20 protein-coding genes and 1 other annotated feature are annotated in these 17,709 nt (G+C 42.2%); of the genes, 6 read left to right on the forward strand and 14 right to left on the reverse strand.

Features of this window, described 5'->3' with window-relative positions; genetic code table 11:
- Positions 1 to 48: 48 nt before the first annotated feature.
- The 8 genes from NST12_RS10255 to NST12_RS10290 form a co-directional block, all read right to left on the reverse strand.
- Positions 49 to 1,230 (reverse strand): D-alanyl-D-alanine carboxypeptidase family protein, encoded by a 1,182-nt coding sequence (locus tag NST12_RS10255; protein WP_328202667.1) that lies wholly within the window; start codon positions 1,228 to 1,230, stop codon positions 49 to 51.
- Between the two features lie 180 nt (positions 1,231 to 1,410).
- Positions 1,411 to 2,715 (reverse strand): pyrimidine-nucleoside phosphorylase, encoded by a 1,305-nt coding sequence (locus tag NST12_RS10260; RefSeq protein WP_341101125.1) that lies wholly within the window; start codon positions 2,713 to 2,715, stop codon positions 1,411 to 1,413.
- Positions 2,716 to 2,848: 133 nt separating this feature from the next.
- On the reverse strand, positions 2,849 to 4,033 hold the full coding sequence (deoB, locus tag NST12_RS10265) for a phosphopentomutase (protein ID WP_255287963.1): 1,185 nt from the start codon (positions 4,031 to 4,033) through the stop codon (positions 2,849 to 2,851).
- Between the two features lie 254 nt (positions 4,034 to 4,287).
- On the reverse strand, positions 4,288 to 5,181 hold the full coding sequence (xerD, locus tag NST12_RS10270) for a site-specific tyrosine recombinase XerD (RefSeq protein ID WP_003355227.1): 894 nt from the start codon (positions 5,179 to 5,181) through the stop codon (positions 4,288 to 4,290).
- Positions 5,182 to 5,187: 6 nt separating this feature from the next.
- Positions 5,188 to 5,406 carry a YqzK family protein gene (locus NST12_RS10275; RefSeq protein ID WP_003355229.1) on the reverse strand — a complete coding sequence of 73 codons (219 nt, stop codon included), beginning with the start codon at positions 5,404 to 5,406 and terminating at the stop codon, positions 5,188 to 5,190.
- Positions 5,407 to 5,549: 143 nt separating this feature from the next.
- Positions 5,550 to 6,026: a ferric iron uptake transcriptional regulator gene (gene fur, locus NST12_RS10280; protein WP_003355230.1), complete on the reverse strand. Its 477-nt coding sequence runs from the start codon at positions 6,024 to 6,026 to the stop codon at positions 5,550 to 5,552.
- A 111-nt stretch (positions 6,027 to 6,137) separates the two neighbouring features.
- Positions 6,138 to 6,773: a stage II sporulation protein M gene (gene spoIIM, locus NST12_RS10285; protein WP_048623618.1), complete on the reverse strand. Its 636-nt coding sequence runs from the start codon at positions 6,771 to 6,773 to the stop codon at positions 6,138 to 6,140.
- Positions 6,774 to 6,983: 210 nt separating this feature from the next.
- Complete coding sequence (locus NST12_RS10290) at positions 6,984 to 7,535, reverse strand: NUDIX hydrolase (protein ID WP_048623619.1); 552 nt, start codon at positions 7,533 to 7,535, stop codon at positions 6,984 to 6,986.
- 242 nt (positions 7,536 to 7,777) lie between these two features.
- Between NST12_RS10290 and mciZ the strand changes: the two genes are divergently transcribed.
- Together mciZ and NST12_RS10300 are read left to right on the forward strand one after the other, a co-directional pair.
- Positions 7,778 to 7,903, forward strand: a complete 126-nt coding sequence (gene mciZ, locus NST12_RS10295) for a Z-ring formation inhibitor MciZ (RefSeq protein WP_082142307.1) — start codon at positions 7,778 to 7,780, stop codon at positions 7,901 to 7,903.
- Between the two features lie 64 nt (positions 7,904 to 7,967).
- Positions 7,968 to 8,879 carry an aldo/keto reductase gene (locus tag NST12_RS10300; RefSeq protein WP_048623620.1) on the forward strand — a complete coding sequence of 304 codons (912 nt, stop codon included), beginning with the start codon at positions 7,968 to 7,970 and terminating at the stop codon, positions 8,877 to 8,879.
- 179 nt (positions 8,880 to 9,058) lie between these two features.
- Here the strand turns inward: NST12_RS10300 and NST12_RS10305 are convergent, their stop codons facing one another.
- Positions 9,059 to 9,298 carry a YqkE family protein gene (locus NST12_RS10305; RefSeq protein WP_003355235.1) on the reverse strand — a complete coding sequence of 80 codons (240 nt, stop codon included), beginning with the start codon at positions 9,296 to 9,298 and terminating at the stop codon, positions 9,059 to 9,061.
- Between the two features lie 161 nt (positions 9,299 to 9,459).
- On the opposite strand from NST12_RS10305, the gene NST12_RS10310 reads away from it, so the two are divergent.
- The gene (locus NST12_RS10310; RefSeq protein ID WP_048623621.1) at positions 9,460 to 10,374 is read left to right on the forward strand and encodes an alpha/beta hydrolase; all 915 of its coding nucleotides are present in this window, start codon (positions 9,460 to 9,462) and stop codon (positions 10,372 to 10,374) included.
- Positions 10,375 to 10,409: 35 nt separating this feature from the next.
- On the opposite strand, the gene NST12_RS10315 is transcribed toward NST12_RS10310, so the two are convergent.
- From NST12_RS10315 to NST12_RS10325, 3 genes are all read right to left on the reverse strand, one after another.
- Positions 10,410 to 10,739: an iron-sulfur cluster biosynthesis family protein gene (locus NST12_RS10315; RefSeq protein WP_048623622.1), complete on the reverse strand. Its 330-nt coding sequence runs from the start codon at positions 10,737 to 10,739 to the stop codon at positions 10,410 to 10,412.
- Between the two features lie 147 nt (positions 10,740 to 10,886).
- A complete protein-coding gene (locus tag NST12_RS10320) occupies positions 10,887 to 11,210 on the reverse strand; it encodes a YolD-like family protein (protein ID WP_270583134.1) in 324 nt (107 codons plus the stop codon).
- A gap of 15 nt (positions 11,211 to 11,225) precedes the next feature.
- The gene (locus NST12_RS10325) at positions 11,226 to 12,482 is read right to left on the reverse strand and encodes a Y-family DNA polymerase (RefSeq protein WP_327802861.1); all 1,257 of its coding nucleotides are present in this window, start codon (positions 12,480 to 12,482) and stop codon (positions 11,226 to 11,228) included.
- Positions 12,483 to 12,662: 180 nt separating this feature from the next.
- Between NST12_RS10325 and NST12_RS10330 the strand changes: the two genes are divergently transcribed.
- Positions 12,663 to 12,839 carry a YqzH family protein gene (locus tag NST12_RS10330; protein WP_003355241.1) on the forward strand — a complete coding sequence of 59 codons (177 nt, stop codon included), beginning with the start codon at positions 12,663 to 12,665 and terminating at the stop codon, positions 12,837 to 12,839.
- A gap of 102 nt (positions 12,840 to 12,941) precedes the next feature.
- Here NST12_RS10330 and NST12_RS10335 read toward each other — a convergent pair whose 3' ends face one another.
- Complete coding sequence (locus tag NST12_RS10335) at positions 12,942 to 13,736, reverse strand: SDR family NAD(P)-dependent oxidoreductase (protein WP_048623625.1); 795 nt, start codon at positions 13,734 to 13,736, stop codon at positions 12,942 to 12,944.
- Between the two features lie 258 nt (positions 13,737 to 13,994).
- Positions 13,995 to 14,207 (forward strand) — a binding site (T-box leader).
- A gap of 62 nt (positions 14,208 to 14,269) precedes the next feature.
- Between NST12_RS10335 and proC the strand changes: the two genes are divergently transcribed.
- A complete protein-coding gene (gene proC / locus NST12_RS10340; protein WP_255287997.1) occupies positions 14,270 to 15,139 on the forward strand; it encodes a pyrroline-5-carboxylate reductase in 870 nt (289 codons plus the stop codon).
- A 186-nt stretch (positions 15,140 to 15,325) separates the two neighbouring features.
- The gene (gene namA, locus NST12_RS10345) at positions 15,326 to 16,342 is read left to right on the forward strand and encodes an NADPH dehydrogenase NamA (RefSeq protein WP_328202683.1); all 1,017 of its coding nucleotides are present in this window, start codon (positions 15,326 to 15,328) and stop codon (positions 16,340 to 16,342) included.
- Between the two features lie 98 nt (positions 16,343 to 16,440).
- Here namA and ltrA read toward each other — a convergent pair whose 3' ends face one another.
- On the reverse strand, positions 16,441 to 17,703 hold the full coding sequence (gene ltrA, locus NST12_RS10350) for a group II intron reverse transcriptase/maturase (RefSeq protein WP_003354109.1): 1,263 nt from the start codon (positions 17,701 to 17,703) through the stop codon (positions 16,441 to 16,443).
- Between the last annotated feature and the right edge of the window lie 6 nt (positions 17,704 to 17,709).

Here is a 17,709-nt window from a genome sequence, read left to right on the forward strand (position 1 = left end):
GAACCAGTGGATTTTATACAAAAACCTCCATCTTCTAAATCAAAGGTTCTATTCCTCTGCCTTTGTGAATAAGTTAAACGCTTTCTTGTAATATTGCCACCAGCCGGCTTTTGCTACATTCTCTTCGCTGATCAACGGCGTTTTGGACAAAATTTTTCCATCTTTTTTCAAAACGAGTTCACCAATTTTGTCGCCTTTATGAACAGGTGCCTTTATATCTTTTTTCAGATGTATATCCCTCTTGAGCTTATTCAATTTCTCGCCTTTTTTAATAAGAACCGAGACGCTTTCAGCCGTTTTGGCGTCAATTTTGGATTTTTTACCTTTGGAAATTTTGACTTGCCCCAACGTTTCTCCCTGTCCGTAAATCGGGGAAGTTTCATAGCGCGCAAAGGCATAATCCAGCATTTTGGAAATTTGTGTATTTCTTGATTTTGGAGTAGGTGCTCCAAATACGACTGCGATGACACGCATATTATTTTTTTTCGCTGTAGCAGTTAAACAGTATTTCGCATCGTTCGTAAAACCGGTTTTCAAACCGTCTACTCCCGGATAATGTTTGACTAGCTTATTCGTATTGACGAGCCAAAATTTTTTATCGGTGTTTTCACGGAGATAGGATTCATAAAGCCCAGTATATTTTGTAATTTGTGGGTACTTTAACAGCTCTTTTGCCATCAAAGCCATATCGTAAGCAGAACTGTAATGGCCTTTTGCCGGAAGCCCAGTCGGATTTTGAAACTTGGTATCTTTCAATCCCAACTCCTTGGCTTTTTTGTTCATCATTTTCACAAATTCTTCTTCGCTCCCCGCAATATGCTCTGCCATTGCAATAGAGGCATCATTTGCAGATCCCACCGCGATGGCCTTTAGCATTTCTTTCACCGTCATCTCTTCACCAGGCTCCAAGAAGACTTGTGACCCCCCCATGGAAGCCGCTTTTTCGCTTGCTCTTACTTTATCATTCCAATGAAGGCGCCCTTCTTGTATAGCTTCCATAATGAGAATCATCGTCATAATTTTGGTCATAGATGCCGGAGGAAGCCGTTCATGGCTGTTTTTGTCATAAAGAACCGCTCCTGTATCTCTTTCAATTAAAACAGCGGATTTCGCTTCATCAGCAAGTTCCGATTTTGATCCATCCTTTTGCTTTTCTTCTGCAAAAGCAAGTGATGACATAGATGATATCCATAGGAACAAAGCCGCGAAGACGATCAAGAATCGTTTCATTTTTCTACCCTCCATTTGTTTTGTAAGCTATCTAAACCCATCTTTTCCAGTTTCATAAAATTTATGCAAAGTTTTCCTGAAATAAATAAAAAGAAAAGACCGACCTCTCCGCATCCCAGACAGATCTGTCTATTGAGGAATTGGGAGAAGCCAGCCTCATAAAAGCGATGCTAGCCGTTTTTATTTTGAAATGACTTCGTATATTAACGTCGGTGCCGTCACTTTTTCTTTGGAAATCTTGATGCTTTCATATAACTTTTCTTTTACATCTTCAACATCTTCGCGATTGCTGTATATGGTGACGATCGATTCGCCTTTTTTGACTTCGTCGCCGATTTTTTTCTTCAGTACAAGACCCACTGCCAGATCGATTGTCGATTCTTTTGTGGCTCTTCCTGCCCCCAGCCACATTGCTGCCGTTCCAATGCTGTCCGCTTCCATCTCTGCTATATAACCGTCTTCCTTAGCAGGAAAGTCGATTTGGTACTTTGCCTGCGGCAGTTTATTCGGTTGATCCACTACAGAAGCATCGCCTCCTTGGGCAGCCAAGAAAGTTCTGAACGTTTGCAATGCTGATCCATTTTGAATGAATGTAAGCAGTTTCTCACGCGCTTCTTCCAGCGTATTTGCTTGTTCTGCCAGCAAGACCATGTAACTGCCTAAAGTTAAACAAAGTTCGGTTAAATCTTTCGGTCCTTCCCCTTTTAATGTATCCATCGCCTCTTTTACTTCCAATGCGTTGCCGATCGCATAGCCAAGGGGCTGACTCATATCCGAAATGATGGCCATCGTCTTACGTCCAACTTGATTGCCGATGCGAACCATCGCTTCCGCAAGCTGACGCGCCTCTTCCCTTGTTTTCATAAAGGCACCCGCCCCGGTTTTGACATCCAGTACAATGGCATCGGCACCTGCGGCGATTTTTTTGCTCATAATGGAACTGGCTATCAGCGGGATACTGTCTACCGTAGCCGTTACATCTCGGAGAGCATATAATTTTTTATCTGCAGGCGTTAAGTTCCCGCTTTGCCCAATAACAGCCAATTTATTTCGGTTTACGAGTTCTATAAATTCTTGATTGTCAATTTCTACGTGAAAACCGGGTACAGACTCTAGTTTATCAATGGTGCCGCCGGTGTGGCCCAAACCGCGCCCACTCATTTTAGCAACCGGTACGCCAACCGAAGCCACAAGCGGTCCAAGTACAAGCGTCGTCGTATCGCCCACTCCTCCAGTAGAGTGTTTATCGACCTTGATTCCGTGAATCGCCGATAAATCGATTTGATCACCGGAACGCACCATCGCCATCGTCAAATCTGCACGCTCTCTTTCTGTCATTCCCTGAAAAAATATGGCCATTAACAACGAGCTTACTTGATAATCCGGAATTTCTCCTTTTGTATAGCCGTTAATAAAAAATTGAATTTCTTCTGTAGTAAGCTCATTTCCGTTTCTCTTTTTTTCAATAATATCTACCATTCTCATCTGTTCTCACCGCTTTTGAAAGATTTCAATGTTATTTTATACTTCGTTCCATCCATCGCTTTTTCATGCTTTTCCTGATGAAATTGCCGTACAATACCCTTTCATGAGGGCAGAACCATTTGATCCTGTTCATTCATTTTAAATAGGGTAAAAAGCTTTCCCCATGCTCCGGCATACGGACTTGGAAATTATCCGCCACAGTTGCCCCGACGTCTGCGAACGTTTTTCTGATCGGCAGCTCGTTTCCTCCATGAAAACGTTTGGAGTAAACGAGCAACGGCACAAATTCGCGTGTATGATCCGTTCCGTGGTGAATTGGATCATTGCCGTGGTCCGCTGTGATAATCAACAAGTCTTCATCCGTCATTTTGTCGAATACTTCAGGCAATCTGGCATCAAATTCTTCAAGTGCTTTCCCGTATCCGATCGGATCCCTGCGATGACCGTATAGAGCATCAAAGTCTACCAAGTTGATAAAACTCAAACCGGTAAAATCTTGATCAAAGACCGAAATGAATTTATCCATTCCATCCATATTGGATTTGGTCCGAATGGCTTCGGTCACCCCTTCGCCATTATAAATATCAGAAATTTTCCCAATCGCGATGACATCGAAGCCGCTGTCTTTCAATTCATTCATAACAGTACGGCCAAATGGCTTTAACGCATAGTCATGGCGATTGGACGTTCTAGTAAAATGGCCCGGTTCACCGATGAATGGGCGTGCAATCACCCGTCCCACTTTATATTTTTCATCTAACGTCAACTCTCGGGCAATTTCGCAAATTTTATATAACTCATCCAACGGTACAATCTCTTCATGGGCGGCAATTTGTAAAACCGGATCTGCAGACGTATAAACAATCAAAGCCCCGGTTTCCATATGTTCTTTTCCCAGTTCTTCTATAATGGCCGTACCGCTAGCCGGTTTGTTTCCAATCACTTTCCGACCTGTTTTTTCTTCCAATTGGCGAATTAATTCCTCGGGAAATCCATTCGGAAATACCTTAAAAGGCTTGTCAACTTGGAGCCCCATGATTTCCCAATGCCCTGTCATCGTATCTTTTCCTTTTGATGCTTCTTGCATCTTTGTATAATAAGCCAGCGGTTTTTCTGCTTTTGGAATTCCTTTTAACGGTCTTATATTACTTAAGCCCAACTTCGCCATATTCGGCATGTTCAAGCCATTCATACGCTCTGCGATGTGTCCAAGCGTATCTGCGCCTTTATCGTTAAATTTTTCAGCATCGGGAGCTTCCCCTATTCCTACAGAATCCATCACGATTAAATGAACACGTTTATATGTACCTTTTTCCACCTGTACAACCTCCTTATCCATCGATGTCATGACTTGATCGAAAACCGGTCGATCAGGTTTCCACCCGCTTTAATCAATCGATTTCGGATCAAGAGCCCCCTTTTTAAAACGATTTCATTTCTTTATCCAGCAGTTTCTTCCTCATTTTCATAAAGACCGGCTTCCTCGGTTTCTCTTCATTGCCACCAAGTCTACTTACATTTTAACCTATGCCCGTTTTCAAAAACAACTTGTAATGGAGGTTGACCGGTTATTTACGCTCTCGGATGGAATTTGGAATACACTTCCCGCAAACGCGTTTTGGTGACATGGGTATAGATTTGAGTAGTGGAAATATCCGCATGCCCCAGCATTTCCTGTACAGCTCTTAAATCGGCTCCGTTTTCCAGCAAATGAGTGGCAAAAGAGTGCCTTAGCGTATGGGGGGTTAATTCTTTTTCAATATTCGCTTTTTTGGCCAGACCTTTTAAAATTTTCCAAAACCCTTGCCTTGTCAGCCTGTTTCCATGATGATTCAAAAATAAGGCATCTGTCCGATATTTTTTTGATTGCATATTCGGACGGCCGTATTGCAAATATTGATCCAGTACATGAAGAGCCGTTTTTCCGACCGGAATAATTCTTTCTTTATTTCCCTTTCCAATGCAGCGCAAAAATCCCATTGTGAGATGAAGGTCGTCTAAATTCAAATTTACCAGCTCGCTCACGCGTATCCCGGTAGCATAAAGCAGCTCCAGCATGGCCGCGTCTCTCAATCCCGAGGGCTTAGATCTATCCGGAGCCTCTAGAAGCGCCTCCACTTCTGACAATGTCAGCACTTTCGGCAGGGAACGTTCAAGATGAGGGGATTCTATATGAACAGAAGGATCTTGATCCGCCATTTTTTCTCTTAATAAAAATTGATGAAAGGAGCGAAGAGAAGCAACATGCCTTGCCAATGTTTTGGCGGATTTCCCTTCTTTTCTCAAGTGGTTAAGAAATTGAATGATATGAATTCTAGTGATCTGATTCACATCGGTGATTTGCTCCACCGTTTGCAAGTAATGCAAATAGCTTTTCAAATCCCGTTCATAAGAAACGATTGTGTTTTTGGCCAATCCTTTTTCCACAATTAAAAAGTGAAGAAAATCTTGTAAATAGTCATTCACAGCCCATTACTCCCCATCATGATAAAAAAGTAGCAATCGATCTTGCCAATGAACATGATTATCTTCCACGGATTGAAAAACTTTGACCGCGGAACCTTTTGGCTTTTCGTATCGATGATTCGTTTGATACTCTTGACTTATCCATATAATACCATAGTAAAAGAAAATCGTGCATCCTGTAAAAAGTAGAAACACTTTAATTGTCTGCCAAATCGTTCGAAACATTCACATGCCTCCCGGACCATAGCTTGTCTCGCCAAAAAAACAAATCGTTTTTATTACAGGCTATGACGATTTTACGGAGGTTTATACATCATTCTTGAAATTTTATGGAGAAAATAAAAAAACCTTCCAAATAATGAAGGTTTTTAGTTGGCATGCTGTTTTTCACGATTTTCTTTTTCCGCTTTTTCTTGGCAACGATGGCAAATGCCGTGAAAAGTAAGCCTATGGTCTTTAATCTTAAATTTCCAGCGTTTTTCAACGATCGCTTCTACTTCTTCCAGTAAATCTTCTTGGATTTCATCCACTGCTCCACATTCAATACAGACAAGGTGATGATGGAAATGGGCTGCCCCTTCTTGCCGAAGATCGTATCGGGAGACGCCATCGCCAAAATTGATTTTGTCTACCACTTTTAATTCCGTTAAAAGTTCCAGCGTTCGGTAAACAGTCGCAAGCCCTATTTCTGGTGATTTTTCTTTCACTAGGAGGTAAACATCTTCAGCGCTTAAATGGTCGGCTTCATTTTCCAATAGCACCCGAACCGTCGCTTCCCGCTGTGGTGTTAGTTTATAACTTGCGGAATGTAATTGTTTTTTGATTCGTTCAATTCGGCTTTCCATTTATGTTTTCCCTCCCTAGCCGATGTCTTTCTTATTATAACAAAAAGGGAGGAATAAGCAAAATAAAATCATTTTCATTTGATAGCAAAAGATATTCTTTTTTAATAATCATTATTTTAATACCATTTTCATTAAGCTAGGCGATAAGTAAGCTTCGACACTTGCCGCGATGGTCACGATCCCAACCGCAATGATAAAATAGATCACATATCGCGAAAACATCGGCAAAATAGGAAAATGCCCTGACTGATGGACGAAGATTTTTTTGATCAATTGCAAAGAAAACGCGACAGCGGATGCCGCTATTAAAATAAAAGCGGGTATGATAAACAAATTTTGAGGAAGCACCGCCGCAATACTAACTAAGAATCCCTTCCAGCCCATCTGATTCACTAAGAAACCGACGGAAAAGCCGACGACAATTCCTTTCATAAACAAGAATATAAAAATCAACGGCAAGCCGATAATGGAAATGCCAAGCACCCATATAAGCCCTAAATATTTTAAATTATGCCAAAAACTTTGCTGAAAAAGGTCTTCGCTCGCAGCGATATTTCCTTTGGAAACTTGTCCAAAAAACCGCTGCAAATAATAAAACAAATCTTCTTTTTGGACGTACGAAAGGCTGTTGACAATCACCGCGCCAAATACGATCCCCATCAGAAAAAGCGTCATGATAAACAAATAAATTGAGGAATTGGCTTGTACATGTTGAACGATAGAATGGGACGTGGTCTTTTTCTGCATATGTTTTCCTCCTAAATTTAGTTACTACACTGTATGCTGTCCCATTCTGTTTTATACCCCAAAAGCGTCCTGAGTCATCAGAAGCTAAAAAACGTCCGACAACGTCCATATCTTTAAGAAAAAGTTTAAAAAGAAGCTCACCTAACTTTCGGCCAGCTTCTCGATGGTGTTTGCTTTTTTATTATTTCTTTTGGAAGATTCGCGATAGGTTCAGAGACGATGGCCTTTTTTTAATTTCAAATACTGTATCGCATAAACCGTTTTCGCATCTGCTATTTTGTTTTCTTTTATATATTGTTCTGCTTCCTCCAAAGTCATTTCCATCAATTCCACAAATTCATCTTCATCAGCGGCTTTGGCATTCTCTTTTTTGCTTAATCCTTCTGCCAAATACAGATGAACGATTTCATTTGCAAATCCCGGTGACGTGTAGAATGAAATAATATGGGTTAATTTTTCGCATACATAGCCGGTCTCTTCTTCCAATTCCCGGTGAGCAGTTTGTTCCGGGTCTTCCCCCGGTTCCAGTTTTCCCGCCGGAATTTCCACAAGCGTCCGTTCCAACGGCTTTCGGTATTGTTCCACCATCACAATCTTTCCATCTTGTGTAATAGGAAGGATGGCTACGGCTCCGGGATGCTTGACAATTTCCCGCTTCGATCGTTTTCCATCCGGCAGTTCCACTTCGTCTACTTGAACTTTAATAATCTTTCCTTCAAAAATGGGTTCCGTTGACAATGTTTTTTCTTCCAAACGCGACATTTTCACCACTCCTCTTTTCATGGACCCCTTTGTTCTATTCTGCTTTTCCCATCATAAAGTGTACCATAAAGCGATTACCGATCTGTGGTGTTTTCTTGATATCGGCTAAAAATCGGAAACTTTCCAAAATGACATCACTATGGAAACAAACACATTTCTCTAAATAAACAAAAACGGTGTGGAGGATTTGGCTGCTGCTGTTCCACATTTTGCGGAAATAAGCGGTACCGGGAGGATAGAAAATGAGAGTGTACATAGGAGAAGAAAGACTCATACTGACAGGAAAAGCGCGGGAAATTTGCTCTATGCTAAAACAATACGCCAAACATCATATATGGGTAACAGAATTGCTGAAAAAGCGACTCTAAAAAGAACATTGTCTTCTCTTTTCTCGATTCGATATTATAAAAGAAAAAGGTGGTGTTATATACCATGGAAAAAAGACAGCTGGGCCGTTCCGCTCTTATGGTCAGCAAATTAGGGCTGGGATGCATGTCTTTAGGCACCGATGCAAAACAAGCAAGAACGATTATAGAAGCAGCTCTTGATGAAGGAGTCAATTATTTTGACACGGCCGATTTATATGATTACGGCGAAAACGAAAAAATAGTCGGACAAACGTTAAAAAGTGTGCGAGATCAAGTGATCATCGCAACAAAAGTGGGAAACCGCTGGAATGATAAAAAAGACAGCTGGCATTGGGACCCCAGCAAATCTTATATAAAAGAAGCAGTGAAAGACAGCCTTCGCCGTTTAGGCACCGATTATATCGACCTTTATCAATTGCACGGAGGAACGATCGACGATCCGATAGAAGAGACCATTGAAGCTTTTGAGGAGCTGAAAGCAGAAGGAATCATCCGGCATTACGGCATTTCCTCCATCCGTCCGAATGTGATTCGCGCATACGTCAAACACTCTGACATTGTCAGCGTCATGATGCAATACAATCTTTTAGACCGGAGACCGGAAGAAGAAGCTCTTCCGCTTCTGCACGAACATCAAATCAGCGTCGTCACGCGCGGCCCTGTTGCCAAAGGACTGCTGAGCACACGCTGGCGCGAAAAAGCAGATGACTCCGGATACTTAAATTATTCCTATCCGGAATTGAAAAACCTCCTATCGTCAATCGAAGACTATTTTCAAAACACTCGGACTCTAACGGAGGTTGCTCTTCAATTCAACTTATCCCATCCCGCAGTGGCTGCTGTCGTTGTCGGAGCCAGCTCTGTTGAACAACTGAAAGAAAATGTTCGGGCTGTTAATCGTCCGCCGCTTTCTGAAGAAGAATACTCTTTCTTAAAAAAGATGACCAAAACTGACCTGTACGAACAGCACCGCTAAACCTCAAGGGGAGGCGTGGAAGATTTTTGCGCGGCCTCTCTTTAATCCCTTTCAATATCCTGATTTGATTCATGTTATGTACTTTTCAGCAAGAAAGGAAGCAACGGCCAATCTCGCAGATTCCCGCTTCCTTTCCGTTGAGGAATGATCGGCCTGCCAGCCGTGTGCAGGCAGGAATTTTATTTAAAATTCTTCCAATCTAATCGGCTTTCATTCAGCAATTCTTCAAAACTTTTATTTTTTTCTCTTCTTTTTCTTTCTTCGCGCTTTTTTTCTGCTTCTGCTTTTTTCTTCATTTCTTCCTGCTTTTCAAGTTCTTTTTGCGTCATCTTTAGCTGCTTTAATATTTCTTCATTGAGAGCGTCTTTTAATGTTAGCTGGGATTCTTGATCGACTTTCTTTTCCTTTGCCTTTCTCATGACGAACTTCCTTTCTTCTGTTCTTTCTTTCATCATACCGAATTCGGCTTTCAAACAAAAGATTTTCACTTTGCTATATCGATTTTCTTTCCCCGACAGCATCACTTCCGGCAGTGCAGGGAATCTGCTATACTTAGTTCAACCTTAGGGAGGGATGAAAAATGAAGAAATGGAAATCGGGATTAACTGCTTGTTTGGCTGCGGCTGCAGGTGTTGGATATTATTTTTCCAATCGCCTTTTATACATAAAGAAAAAGGATGATCCGTTCATTTTAAAACGGGAAATGGATGCAAAACAGTTTCACCCTGAGGAATTTAATCGGCTGCCAAAAGAAGAGTTTTGGATTTCGTCGCCATTTGGTTATTCGTTAAAAGCAGTCTTGATCCGCCCGTATCCTCATAAAAAATTTATGATCTTTTGCCACGGTGTGACAGAAAATAAAATCAGTTCAATCAAATATTTGAATTTATTTTTAAAACTTGGTTTCAACGGCATGATTTACGACCACCGCCGCCATGGAGAATCGGGCGGCAAAACGACTAGCTATGGATTTTATGAAAAGCATGATTTAAAAGCCGTAGTAGATGAGCTGATCAAGCGGGAAGGCGACGGCGTCTATTTCGGGATCCACGGCGAATCGATGGGCGCCGCGACCGCGCTTTTATACGCAGGCGAGATTGAAGACCGCGCCGATTTTTATATCGCTGACTGCCCTTTCTCTGATTTTCGCAAACAAATCGCCCGCCAAATGAAACAAGAATTAGGATTTGCCCCTAAGCCCCTTGTTCAACTTGCGGAATGGTTGGTATTATGGCGGGATGGTTTTTCTTTAAAATCGATTTCTCCCCTTGCCGCGGTCAGTGCTATTCGCCATCCGGTCTTATTTATCCATAGCGAAGAAGACGATTATATTCTTCCGGATATGTCAAAAGAATTATATGAACGGAAAAAAGGGCCTAAAAAATTGTATTTGGCTAAAAAAGGAGCCCACGCCCGTTCCTATCTCGAAAATCCGGAAGAATATGAAAATGTGGTCCGGGAGTTTTTGCACGATACTGTCGGCCTCCCGCTTTAACTCTTTCATCTTGACTGCAAGACCCTCTTTTCCCGTTAATCTCGACCTGTCTTATCCACAAACGTCATCCAACCATTTAAAATCTCGTTCGCACTTTTTAATTGAAATGTGCCGTTTGGATTCCAATCAAGCGTTAAGCAATCATCAAAAAAGAGTTTTTTGGATTTTTCCACTAAAATAGGATATTTATTGGTTTCGACTACTTCATCTTCTTGATTCTTGGAATCGACCAGCCATAAAACGGGCACACCGTCGACAGAGCAGCCGCATCCTTCTGTGTCATAATGCAATTTGATGTAACTGGATGGTGTTTTCATTTTTTGTTTTAAAGCTTCTGCAGCTTTTTCCGTTATGGTGATGTTCATCGTTTTTTCCCCTTTCTTTCAAGTGGAGGCGTGCTCCCGTTTCGGATCCATTCAACCTCCGCTTTCAACTCATTTGCAAAATGATCTTTCACGAAAATCCATAACCGTTTTCTGCTGAAAGAGCATTTGGATGGAGGACTTCTCTTATCAGTATATATCAATAATCGTATTGAGTGGGATAGAGTGAACTTTTCCGGTGTGATCTGCCAAATGAAGGGTTTGTTCCTGTTCGTTGCAGGAATGGATTATACCGGTTATTTGTTGATAGCGGCGGTGAGAGTAATAGGTGATCGTAACAGTATGATGAAATTCCATCGCTTCAAGCAGCGCCTCGTTTAAAAATTCAAGCTGCTGCTCATCCAGTTCTTTCTGCGGTTCCGCTTGATCTTCTTTTACCCATTGGCGCAGCATTTCCACATGTTCAGGAAGCATCATGGATGTCCATTTTATATTTCCTCTGTCCTTGATCATGACAACCCCTTCTTTCTATATTTTGTGTCCGCCCATTAATCGAGCGCGCCTTCTTGATGTTCCTGCTTCGGTATAAGAAACGGCCCTAAGCAAAATATGGGATCCGTATTTCCGACGCAAGCGGTCGACGACATAGCCCAGCTGTTTTTGTCGCCAACGATTTGGTTCAAATAAACTTAATTGTAATTCGCCGTCATCGGACAAATGAGAGAGTGAAACAGAAATTTGCCTTACGGTCTGGCCGTTGTAATGTTCGCGGAATAATGCCAAGCACGTTTCGTACAGTTCCATTGTGGAATTCGTCGGCTCTTCCCTCGTCCGGGAACGGGCAAAGCCTCCTCCGTTTTCTTTATGGCTAAACCCAATGCTAAGACTGATCGTTTTTCCGACTTTTTTATGTTCCCTTGCTCTTCTGGCTACTTCTTCACACATCTCCAACAATACGTGTTGAATGTCTTCTTCTCTTGTATAATCTTTCAGCAAAATTTGACTGTTTCCGAAACTTTTCTGATTTTCAGAAACAAGAGCGCCAATATGGGACAAATCAATTCCCCAAGCATGGTAGTAAAGCTGAACTCCCATGATGCCAAATTTGGCTTTCAGTACATCTAATGGGTAGTTCGCCAGCTGTCCGACCGTAAAGATGCCCATGCGATTGAGCGTTTTCTCCAGTCGTTTTCCGATTCCCCACATACTGCTCAAAGGAGAAACCGGCCACAATTTTTCGGGAACATCCTCATATGTCCATCTGGCAATTCCCGTTTTTTTCGCTTCCAAATCCAAAGCCAGCTTTGACAAAAGCATATTGGAGCCGATTCCAATCGCAGCAGGCAATTGAAACTCCCTTTCAAGATCATCCTTTATTTTTCTGGCGATCGTCTCGCTGTCTCCCCACAAATGAAAAGCTCCATCCACTTTTACAAAACTTTCGTCCACGCTATACGTTTGAATGGATTCTTTCGGAACGTATCGATTAAAGACTTTCGTAATTTCCGTTGAAATGCGTAAATACGTTTCCATATTCGGCTCAACCAACACAATCCTCGGATCATCCGGAATTTCAAACAACCTAGAACCGGTGCGGATGCCAAATTCTTTTTTCAGTTTTGGAGAAGCAGCCAGAACGAGGCTTCCCTTCCTTTCTTTATCGCTAATGACCGCCAAGTAGCACTCCAGCGGATTCAAGCCGTGCATGACAGCCGCACAGCTGGCATAGAAGCTTTTAATATCGATACAAAGAATATTTTCCTTTGGAAGCGCCAAATCATTCATTCGCTTTTGCCACCCCTTTGTTAGCGAACGTTTGTTCTAATATATTCTTTATTCTAGGGGAATATACGTTCTGCATCAATTTATTTTCAATGGAAAACCACTTAATAATTGCCAAATTCGGTTTATAATAATCAAAGGAATTGATCCGTCGGATACGGGATAAAGGCAGGTGATAGATAGATGGAAAAGATGATTATCCTTATGATTCAAAAAAAACTGCAGCAATATAAAAGTCCGGAATTGACCGATAAGGAACTGAAAGATCTTGCAAAAGAAGTGATGATCAGGCAGAAATCCGAGAAAGGAGAACTGCATGAAATCACGGAAGATGTGGTTTACGAATATATAACCAAGTAAAAAGCGATCCTCCCCTAATTCAAGAGGCTTTCAACCGCAATCCGCTTCTAATATTTTCAAAAAGAAAAAGGCAGCCCTTTCTAGAGCCAGCCTTTGAAGAAACTATTTTTTAAAAAATGCGTTTTTGCCAACCTTTTCTACAAGCCGAGGAAACAGCGTATAAAAAACGCTTCCGGCGTTCATCCATCTTGGAAGATTAATTTCGCGGGTATTCGTGAGCATGGCAGCCACCACTTTTTCGGCCACTTTTTCCGGCTTCAACATAAAGCGTTGGATATTTTGCACATAAGTGCCGGAACGATCAGCAATTTCAAAAAAGTTGGTCGCAATCGGCCCGGGGTTAACCGTTGTCACAAAGACGCCGTATGTAGAAAGCTCCATTCGCAAACTGTTGGAAAACCCTAGAACGGCATGTTTTGTCGCCGCGTAAATGCTCGATTTGGGCGTTGCGATTTTCCCGGCCTGAGAGGCGATGTTAACAATATGGCCGGAACGATTTTTTTGCATATGCTCAATCACCATTTGGGTACAGGAAATTAATCCGAGCACATTGACAGCAAACATCCTTTCAATGTCTCCCCATTTGGCAAGATGGGCTTCTTCAAAAATCCCGAAACCAGCATTATTGACTAAAACATCTATCTTTCCGGCCTCTGCAAAAATAGCCAAAAAAACCGCTTCAACATTTTCCCGTTCAGAGACGTCCAAAGAATGGATCCACACTTTATTGGAATAGCGGGATTCAAGAAAAGACTTCAGTTCCTCCAGCTTTTCTACCCGACGAGCAAGCAGCACAAGATTAGCCCCGCTTTCTGCCGCTTTGATCGCCATCTGTTCGCCGATCCCGCTTGAAGCGCCGGTTATCACCACGTTTTTTCCGTGAATCCGCGGATTCATAAAATACTTCACCTCCATAAGGAAATATGGCAGGATTGCTACCCATCATCATACCATTTTTCCGCTCAATAAAACACAAAATGTTTAGAATGTCTAAGGGCGTTGGAAACAACTTTTCATACATAATCATTGGCTGGGAACCGTGGCAAAAGTGCTGTTTTCTTCATTCAAAAGCGCTTCTAATCGTCAGTTTTTTCCGAAAATAGCCCTTGACAATGAGGTCTTTTTTTTGCATAATTTTGTAATAATCGTGTGAAGCAAAAAGCAATGAATAAGGCCAGTAAATAGAAAATGATGTAAGAGAGTGAAGCTCCTGGGCTGCGAAGCTTCATCATCCTCTTTTCTATTGAACCTACCTTATGAGCTGTCAAGATACTTGACCGTTTATCCCGCGTTAACGGAAACGAGCGTGCAAATGATTCCATTTGCAAATAAAGGTGGTACCACGGAAGATTCCCTTTCGTCCTTTTAAAGGATGAAAGGTTTTTTTATTTGAAATAGAAAAAAGCAAAAAATATTCCCATCATCTGCTCTTGACTAAAAACGTTCTAAAGGAGGAAAACAACATGAAAGTCGTCTTTATCGGCGCCGGTTCTATGGCAGAAGCCATCATTGCCGGCGGACTCAGCCAAAAGGCACTGATAAAAGAAGAAGTAATTGTGACAAATCGATCCAACCAAAAACGTTTGCAAGAATTAGAGGAAAAGTACGGCATTTCCTCTTGTGGCCGGGACCGCCTTGACGAAGCTTTACGGGAAGCCGATGTCGTCATCTTGGCTATGAAACCAAAAGACGCCAAAGAGGCGCTGGAAGCGATCAAGCCTCACGTTCCTTCCACTGTACTTGTTATTTCCGTGCTTGCCGGTGTATCCATCTCTTTTATTGAGGAAACGTTGGAAATTCCTTGCGCCGTCGTCCGCGCAATGCCTAATACTTCAGCCGCAATCGGGCAATCAGCAACTGGAATCGTATTGAACCGCCATGTAACGGAGCAGCAGCAAAAATACACCTTGAATCTTTTCTCAGCCATTGGCTTAACGGCCATCGTAGAAGAAGATCAGATTGATGCCGTAACCGGTTTATCAGGAAGCGGCCCTGCTTATATTTATTATCTGGTAGAAGCGATGGAAAAAGCAGCCGCTGAAATCGGCTTGGATGAAGATACCGCCAAACCGTTGATCATCCAAACTTTATTAGGAGCAGCGAAAATGCTTTCGACAACCGGACAAAAAGCAGAAGATTTGCGCAAAGCAGTGACCAGTCCCGGCGGCACCACTGAAGCCGGCCTGCGCGTCTTGGAAGAAAGACAAATGAGAGAAGCTGTGATCGATTGCATCAAAGCCGCGACTGCTCAATCCAAAAAACTGGGACTTCCTTTTCTAAAACAAATATCCAACCGGTAAAGTCACTGCTGCCTTTCATTCTTGCAATACTGAGGATGTTTTCTCTTAAAGGGCTGATCCGTCAAAAAAGGATTACGCCCTTTTCTTTTAGGCTTATTGGATTATGTCGATCGGGAAAATCAGATTATTTATAATCAATGAAAAAAATTGTTATAATGAAAAGTGCGTCAAAAAGGAGGAGATAAAATGGCAGTAAAACTTTTTGAACCGTATACGGTGAAAAATGTAACCTTCAAAAACCGGATCGTCATGTCACCGATGTGCATGTATTCGGCTGAAAATCAACAAGGTTTTTTGGAAGACTGGCATTATGTCCATTACACAACTCGGGCAGTCGGCCAAGTCGGATTAATCATAGTAGAATCGACTGCCGTGTTGCCGGAAGGAAGAATTTCTCCTAAAGATTTGGGCATATGGAGCGACGACCATATTGAAGGCTTTGCCAAACTTGTTTCCATGGTCCAAAAACATGGAGCCAAAATCGGCATTCAATTAGGGCACGCGGGCAGAAAAGCCGATTTGGAAGGCGATATTTATGCGCCGTCAGCGATTGCCTTTAACGAAACATCCAAAACGCCGAAAGAAATGACAAAAGAAGATATACAAAAAACGATTCGCGCCTTTCAAGAAGGAGCAAGACGGGCCAAAGAAGCCGGTTTTGACGTAATTGAAATCCATGCGGCGCACGGATACTTAATCAACCAATTTCTTTCCCCGCTGTCCAACAAGCGGACGGACGAATATGGTGGTTCAGCGGAAAACCGCTTGCGTTTTCTAATAGAAACGATCAAAGCGGTGAAAGAAGTCTGGGATGGTCCTTTGTTTGTAAGGGTATCGGCTAACGACTACCACGAAAAAGGATTAACCCCTGACGACTACGTGGAAATTGCTAAACAATTAAAAGAACAAGGCGTGGACTTAATCGATGTCAGCTCTGGAGCAGTCGTTCCGGCCAAAATCCATGCTTATCCGGGCTATCAAGTACCATTTGCGGAAAAAATTAAACACGGAGCCGGGATACCAGTTGGAACAGTAGGCTTGATTACTTCCAGCATTCAAGCCGAAGAAATCTTGCAAAATGATCGCGCCGATCTTGTTTTCCTCGCACGCAAATTGCTTCGCGAGCCTTATTGGCCACGCAAAGCTGCAAAAGAATTAAATGCTGCAATCGAAGCACCTGTTCAATACAGCCGAGGCTGGTAAAAAGATCTCATCCTCTTTTATCCAATCGAGTAGGAGGGGGTGATTAACCCCCGTCCTCTCACACCACCGTACGTACGGTTCCGTATACGGCGGTTCAATCAAGATAAATGACGCAAGAATTCATAACGTTTCTGTAGACTTTTAAGCCCTTGGTTACTCCAATAGGAGTTTCCAAGGGTTCTGTGTAATATGGGACTTTTTGAGATTCGCCAATAACCTTTACGACTGTTCCCCCATTCATAAGCTTTCCATTCAGGAACTCCTAGTTTTATGAGGTTGCGTATCCTGGTCTTTGAGGTCTTCCAGTTTTTCCATAAACACATCCGGAGTCTTCGTCGAATCCAGCCATCCAAATCTTCAAAGATACTCTTTGTGTCTGCTAATGCAAAATATCCACACCATCCAAGTAGATATTGGTTAAGTTTCTTAATCCGATATTCCATTGGGTATGGTATTTTTCTTGACGTGATTTCTCGCACCTTTTTCTTCATTCGTTTTAGACTTTGCTTGGCAATCCGAACTTTTGGCTCTTTTGAAGGTGTAAAACTAAATCCTAGAAACTTTCGTTTCCATGGTCGGTCAACCGCAGATTTCTTCTCGTTGACTTTTAGACGAAGTTTTCCCTCAATAAATCGTTTGACACTAGCCATGGTTCTTTCACCAGCCCGTTTTGACTTCACGTAAATATTACAGTCATCGGCATAACGAACAAATTTATGCCCTCTTTTCTCTAATTCTTTGTCTAGTTCATCTAGTACAATATTCGAAAGTAAAGGGCTTAGGGGGCCACCTTGCGGCGTCCCTTCTTCTGTCCTAGATACCACACCATTAATCATGACACCAGCTTGTAGATATTTGCGGATTAGCTTCAATAGTGGCTTTTCTTTAATAGTCTTGGCTAATGTACTCATCAGCCTGTCATGATTCACTCGATCGAAGAACTTTTCTAAATCCATGTCTACTACCCATCTATAACCATCTCTGATATAGCCTTTTGCTTTCCTAACTGCGTCATGAGCACTTCGATTTGAACGAAACCCATAACTATGTTCGGAGAACATAGGGTCATATATCCTCGATAATACTTGGGCAATTGCTTGTTGAATCAAACGGTCTGTTACGGTTGGAATACCTAGTAACCGAACACCGCCATCAGGTTTCGGGATTTCGACTCTTCGAACAGGCATTGGTTCATAGGTACCCTTGAGAATAGCTTCTTTAATGGATATCCAGTTTTCGACTATGTGCTGACGTAGGTTTTGTACGGGCATCATATCTACTCCATGGCTACCTTTGTTCTTTTCTACTCTTTGTAAAGCTAAAAGCATATTCTCCCGTGACAGGATTTGATTCAAAAGCATTGTTAT

The organism is Bacillus sp. FSL W8-1127 (genome assembly GCF_038006725.1).
GTDB lineage: Bacteria > Bacillota > Bacilli > Bacillales > DSM-4216 > Bacillus_O > Bacillus_O smithii.